Source organism: Lamprobacter sp. (genome assembly GCF_034860625.1).
In the GTDB taxonomy this organism is placed as follows: Bacteria; Pseudomonadota; Gammaproteobacteria; order Chromatiales; family Chromatiaceae; genus Lamprobacter.
Map to the genome: position 1 here is coordinate 1 of NZ_JAYESN010000191.1, position 5,936 is coordinate 5,936.

Here is a 5,936-nt window from a genome sequence, read left to right on the forward strand (position 1 = left end):
AGCACGCACGGCGAGCGGCCGCTGGCGCGATTGGAGCGGCTTGGCCTCCTGGGGTCGCAGTTGATCGCCGTGCACATGACGCAGCTGGAGGACGAAGAGATCGCCCGCGTGGCCGCGAGCGGCGCGCATGTGGTGCACTGCCCCGAATCGAATCTGAAGCTGGCAAGTGGATTCTGCCGCGTCGCGGACCTGTTGGATGCCGGCGTGAATGTCGCCCTCGGCACCGATGGCGCCGCCAGCAACAATGATCTCAACCTGCTCGCCGAGATGCGAACGGCAGCGCTGCTGGCGAAAGGGGTCGCCGGCTCCGCCGCGGCGGTTCCCGCCGAAACCGCCTTACGCATGGCGACCCTGAACGGTGCCAAGGCGCTCGGGATCGACGACGAGACCGGCTCATTGGAGGTCGGCAAGGCGGCGGATGTGGTTGCGGTCGATCTTGGCAATCCGCATACGCAACCGCTCTACCATGCCTGCTCACAGATGGTCTACGCAGCCAGCAGCAACCAGGTCCAGCACGTCTGGATCGCGGGCCGCCAGATGATCCGCAACGGCGAACCCCTCACCCTAGAGCCGGGCAACATCCTCGCCGCCGCCCAACGCTGGCGCGATCGCATCGTGGAGCACAGCAGCTAGGGCGGTTGCCGGAAAAGCTCGCCCTGATCCATGCAGGATCTTTGCTTGCCTTCTCAAGGAGCGTCGTCGGGAATGTCATCGGAAGCGTCGTCGGGAACATGGCCAGACTCTGTGGCCAGACTCTGTGGTCAGCAACGCGACGCGGAAGGCGAGCGAAAAGACCAGCAAGACGGTATGAGCTTAAACAGAAATAGCCTAAGCTCACGGCCATGAGTAATCCAAATCATTCACTCTTCTGGATGGCGGTCTACCTGGCGCTGGTCGGCGCTCTGGTCGCTGTTCTCTTCGTGCCGCTCCAAGACGCCTTTCTCGCCAACTGGGGCTTCAACAGCCTGATCCTCGGCGTGCTCGCCATCGGACTCATCATCAACCTGCAGCAGGTCTTGGCTCTGCATCCAGAGATCGCCTGGATCAGGCATTTCCGCACCGGCAATATCGAGTTGCTGGAAGAGCATCCACGGCTGATGAAGCCGCTGGCGCGCCATCTGCACGGGCGACGCAAGGATCGCTTCCGGCTCTCGGCACTGTCGCTGCGCACCGTCCTCGACGGCATCCGCTCGCGACTCGACGAGTCGCGCGAGATCTCGCGCTATGTGATCGGGCTGTTGATCTTCCTCGGCCTGCTCGGCACCTTCTGGGGCCTGCTAGATACCGTCGGCTCGGTCGGCCAGGTCATCGCCGGGCTGGATGTCTCCGGCGGCGCGGTCGACGAGGTCTTCTCGACCCTGAAGACCGGACTCGAAGCGCCGCTCGCCGGCATGGGCACCGCCTTCAGCTCCTCGCTCTTCGGTCTCGGCGGCTCGCTGATCCTCGGCTTCCTAGACCTACAAGCCGGGCACGCGCAGAACCGCTTCTTCAACGACCTCGAAGAATGGCTCTCAGGACTGACGCAGCTGATCGACGAGCCCGAGATGGGCGGCGCAACAAACCACTCACCCGTTCGCGTCGTCGAGACCACCAGCAACACCACCACAACCAACGCCGACACAGCCGCCTTGCTCGACGAGCTCCGCGCCCAGCGGCAAGTCCTCGAAGCCCTACTCACCGCCCAGGCAGGCTCACCAGCGCCAGCCCCCGATGCGACCGATGCGACCGATGCGACAGCAGAGGCTGCTGACACCCGCAAGCGCTAACCCGACTAACCACTAACCACTAACCACTTAAAACCCAGTGTTCACAGGAATCCGCCGCAGCTCCCGCACCATCAACGTCTGGCCAGGCTACGTCGACGCGCTCTCGGCGTTGTTGATGGTGGTGATCTTCGTGCTGCTGATCTTCACGCTGGCGCAGTTCCTGCTGCGCCAGGTGGTCTCGGATCAGGAGTTCGCACTGGATCTGCTCAGCAACCGACTCGCCGAGGTCAGCGAGGCGCTGGGCCTCAGCGAAGAGCGCGCCGAGGCGCTGAACGCGCAAGTGACCCTGTTCTCGGAACAACTAGCCGAGGTCACCGACGAGCGAGACAGTCTGGCCGCGGCCCGCGATCAGGACCAGCTGCGTCTGCTCGCACTGGATGCCCTGGTCGCCTCGCAGCAAGAAGCGCTCGCGCAAGAACAGGAATTGACCGCCGAGCAGCGCGATCAGGTCGCCCTGCTCAATCTGCAGATCGCCGCCTTGCGCACCCAACTGCAGGAGGTTGCCGGGGCACTGGCGGCCGCTGAGCGCGACAAGGCTGAGCAGGCCGCAGAGATCACTGATCTCGGCGAGCGCCTGAACCTAGCGCTCGCGCGACAGGTCAACGAACTCGAGCGCTATCGCTCTGAGTTCTTCGGTCGCGTGAAGGAGGCGCTGGGCGAGACTCCCGATGTCCGCATCACCGGGGATCGCTTCGTGTTCCAGTCCGAGCTGCTGTTCCCGTCCGGCGAAGCGGCTCTGAATCCGGCTGGTCGCACGCAGCTCGAGCAGCTTGCCGAGACCTTGCTCGAGGTGGCCAAGCTGATCCCCGATGAGATCGACTGGGTGCTCCGTATCGACGGTCACACCGACCCGCAGCCGCTGCGCGAGGGCCACCGCTACGCCTCGAACTGGGAGCTCTCGACCGCGCGCGCGCTGTCGGTGGTCGAGTTCCTCGCCAGCCGCGGCCTTGCGCCCGAGCGCATGGTCGCCGCCGGCTTCGGCGAACATCGCCCCGCGGTCGAAGGCGATGACGCTGCGGCCAATCGCCGTAACCGACGTATCGAGATCAAACTCACCAGTCCTTAAACCTATAAACCGCAGATGACGCAGATTTGCACAGATTAAAATAATTTAAAACAAGGTTTTAGCAGGTCTAATAAGGCTGCCCAGCAGGTGAAGCAATGATCATCTGCAATGTATTGAAATATCTCCGTTAATCTGCGTAATCTGCGGTTGAAATGCTCTTTTTAGGTTAAACCGCTTTTTTGGTTAGACAGAAGCCGCGCACTCGCATTGAGTGTAGCGCTCGTTCAGTCGCCAAGCAGCAGCGCCTTGGCCGCGTTGATCTGCGCCGCCAGGTAGTCAGAACCGCCACGATCTGGATGCAGCTTTTGCATCAGGCGACGATGCGCGGCGCGAATCTGCTCGGGCTCTGGCGCGGTCCCGCCCCCCACGTCGAGACCAAGAATGGCCAGGGCATCGTCGCGCGTCATGCCCTGCCCGCCCGCGCCGGACGCCTTACGCCCATCGCGAGCATCCCCATCGCGATCCGCATCGCCCTCGGCAGCCTGCTCGCGCCAATCCGGATGTTCGCGCTCCAGATAGGCTGTTAGCACAGCCGCCGACTGCTCATCGTCGTCCTGATAGAGCTCCAGCATGCGCAGCAGTTGGTCGAGGACCAGCTCGGAGAGATGTCGGCCCTGGAATGGACCTTCACGCACCTCGCCATCCATCGCGCCGCTCTCATGATCGAGGCTCATCGCTAGATAGCGGGTGCGGATGGCGGAGCGCTGTCCGCGCTTGCCGCCGGCGCCTGCCGCGCCACCGAGACCACCGCCAAGTCCGCCGCCAAGGCCACCACCAGGCAGGCCCCCAGCCAGACCACCGAGCCCAAGCGAGCGCAGCAGCCGTTGCAGCATCGGCAGCATGTGCAGCAGATTGAGGATGCGAAAGCCGACTGGAATCGCCGCTGCCAAGGCTGCAAAGATCGGATTCAGGCGCCCGCTGAGGGTGGCGATCAGGAGCAGCCCAATGCCACCCCAGAGCGCGGCGCGGCGCAGCACGCGCGCAACCTGCGTCGCTGGCGTGCGGCTAAACCAGTAGAGAAACCACAACAGACCACCGACGATGATCAGCAGGATCAGCAACCGCGCCATTGCTCAGACTCGATGATTATCATTTACCCGCCTCTCAGCTGCTGGGTCAGCCGCGGGACATCACCACCGCGCCGACGACTGAAGTCAGCCAAGGCCTTGCGGCCGCCAGCGGCATAGACCGCTACCGCACTGAGAAGGTCCTTCAGGGTGCCTGGACTCGAGGCGTCGAACGGACACCAGGCGCCGCCACTGAGACGCGCAATCTCCTTTAACGCCCGCTCGGCGGTCGGGTCGCGCCCTTCCTGGAACAGGAAGGCCGGCACACCGAGCAAGCCGAGCTGGCCCGCCCGCCCCGCAAGACCATCGAGCGGCTCTTCGACGCAATCACCGACGAAGACCAGCGCATTGACGCGCTTGCGCTCGGTTTCAGCGATGGCGTGATCGAGTACGCGACCGATCTGGGTGATGCCAGCCGCGCAGCGCACCGCGGTCATCCGCGGCAAGAGTTGATCAGCCTGACCGCACCAAGGCGAGGCGTGAAGCTCCTGAAACCCCCGGTAATGGACGAGCTGCACATCCAGTCCACCCAAGTCGTTCGTCTCTTGGAACATCGCCGCCTGCAGACTGGCGGCCTGATCCCAGCTCGGCTCACGGCTCGCGGTCGCGTCCATTGAAAAGATCAGCCGCCCGCGCGCACCCGACGGCGCCCGCTTCGGCGCCGCCGCCACCTGTTCCAGGAAGGCATCAACCTCACTCCGGCTCGAGGTCGTTTTCAGGTCTGTTCGCGAGCGTTTCATCGTCCTCGGCTGTTCCGCTAAATTGAGGGTCAATTGAAGGTCAATTGAGGGTCAATGGTTCGGAAATCAGGGCTCATCGCCCTCGGTGACGATCTGCAGCTGAGAATGCACGAGCGTCCGATGCACCGGGCAGCGTTCGGCGATCTCCAGCAGCAGCGCACGCTCCCGCTCGCTGAGCGCACCCACCAGCGTGATCCGCTGCACAATCTGCTGCGGACCCTGCCGAGCGCCCTCTGCGGCCGGAAGCTCCTGATGCCGAAGCCGCACCTCAATGTCATCCAGCGCCAGACGTTTCCGGCTCGCCACCATGCGCAGCGTCATCGAGGTACAGGCGCCTAAGGCCATCAGCAGCAATTCATACGGATTCGGCCCCAGATCCGTGCCGCCCGCCGTTTCTGGCTCGTCCGCCAGCAACTGATGCCGCGCCGCATAGAGTCCACGCAAAAAGGCCTGATCACGCTCGGTCACCAGCACCTCGCCGGACTTCACCTTGGGCGCAGTGCCAGCGCCGGCCTCCTCCTGATGGCGATGCAGCCCTAGATAACGGCTCGCCCAGGCCACCAACGTCTCCGCGACGTACTCGGAATCCTCTCGGTCGGTCAGCAGATGATCGGCCCGATCGAGCGAGATGAAGCTCTTCGGATGCAGTGCCGCATGGTAGATCTTAGCCGCCTCCTCAACCTCAACGATCTCATCGACGGGCGAATGGAACACCAACAGCGGGCGCTTCAGCCGGCGGATATGCTCCGCATCGGCATACTGCTGGAGGTCGTCAAGGAACTGGCGACGGATACGAAACCGGCGTCGACCCACCTGGACCTCAGCCTCGCCCGTCGACTCCATCTCACCGCGCACACCACTGAACAGGTGCTCGATATGATCCGGCGTCGCCGGCGCGGCGATCGTTACCACCGCCTCGACCGACGGCAGGCGCCCAGCGGCGGCGAGCACGGCGGCACCGCCCAGGCTATGGCCGATCAGCAGCGCTGGCGCCGCATACTCAGTCTCAAGCGCCGCCGCTGCCGCGAGCAGATCCTGGACATTCGACGAAAAGCTGGTGTTGGCGAAGTCGCCATCGCTATTGCCGAGACCGGTGAAATCGAAACGCAACACCGCGATGCCGCGCGCCGCCAGGGCACGGCTGATCCGGGTTGCCGCCGCGAGATCCTTCCCGCAGGTGAAGCAGTGCGCGAACAGCGCATAGCGCTGCGTCTCGACGCCCGCCGGCGGCGTCTCTAGCAGTCCCGCGAGCCGATGGCCCTCGGGGTTGTTAAAATCGAACCGGATGCGCGCCATC

6 protein-coding genes are annotated in these 5,936 nt (G+C 64.1%); 3 read left to right on the top strand and 3 right to left on the bottom strand.

Features of this window, described 5'->3' with window-relative positions; genetic code table 11:
* From VBE63_RS23610 to VBE63_RS23620, 3 genes are all read left to right on the top strand, one after another.
* Positions 1 to 633: amidohydrolase family protein (locus VBE63_RS23610; RefSeq protein WP_323685467.1), on the top strand; the 633-nt coding region annotated here is incomplete at its 5' end.
* Between the two features lie 209 nt (positions 634 to 842).
* Complete coding sequence (locus tag VBE63_RS23615; RefSeq protein WP_323685468.1) at positions 843 to 1,766, top strand: flagellar motor protein MotA; 924 nt, start codon at positions 843 to 845, stop codon at positions 1,764 to 1,766.
* Positions 1,767 to 1,803: 37 nt separating this feature from the next.
* Positions 1,804 to 2,832, top strand: coding sequence for a peptidoglycan -binding protein (locus VBE63_RS23620; RefSeq protein WP_323685469.1), 1,029 nt, complete (start codon positions 1,804 to 1,806; stop codon positions 2,830 to 2,832).
* Positions 2,833 to 3,056: 224 nt separating this feature from the next.
* On the opposite strand, the gene VBE63_RS23625 is transcribed toward VBE63_RS23620, so the two are convergent.
* The 3 genes from VBE63_RS23625 to VBE63_RS23635 all read right to left on the bottom strand — a co-directional run bounded on the left by VBE63_RS23625 (position 3,057) and on the right by VBE63_RS23635 (position 5,935).
* Complete coding sequence (locus tag VBE63_RS23625; protein WP_323685470.1) at positions 3,057 to 3,902, bottom strand: molecular chaperone DnaJ; 846 nt, start codon at positions 3,900 to 3,902, stop codon at positions 3,057 to 3,059.
* 23 nt (positions 3,903 to 3,925) lie between these two features.
* Entirely contained in the window at positions 3,926 to 4,639 is a 714-nt protein-coding gene (locus tag VBE63_RS23630) for a VWA domain-containing protein (RefSeq protein ID WP_323685471.1), read from the bottom strand.
* Positions 4,640 to 4,705: 66 nt separating this feature from the next.
* The gene (locus tag VBE63_RS23635) at positions 4,706 to 5,935 is read right to left on the bottom strand and encodes a bifunctional alpha/beta hydrolase/OsmC family protein (RefSeq protein ID WP_323685472.1); all 1,230 of its coding nucleotides are present in this window, start codon (positions 5,933 to 5,935) and stop codon (positions 4,706 to 4,708) included.
* Position 5,936: the final 1 nt, after the last annotated feature.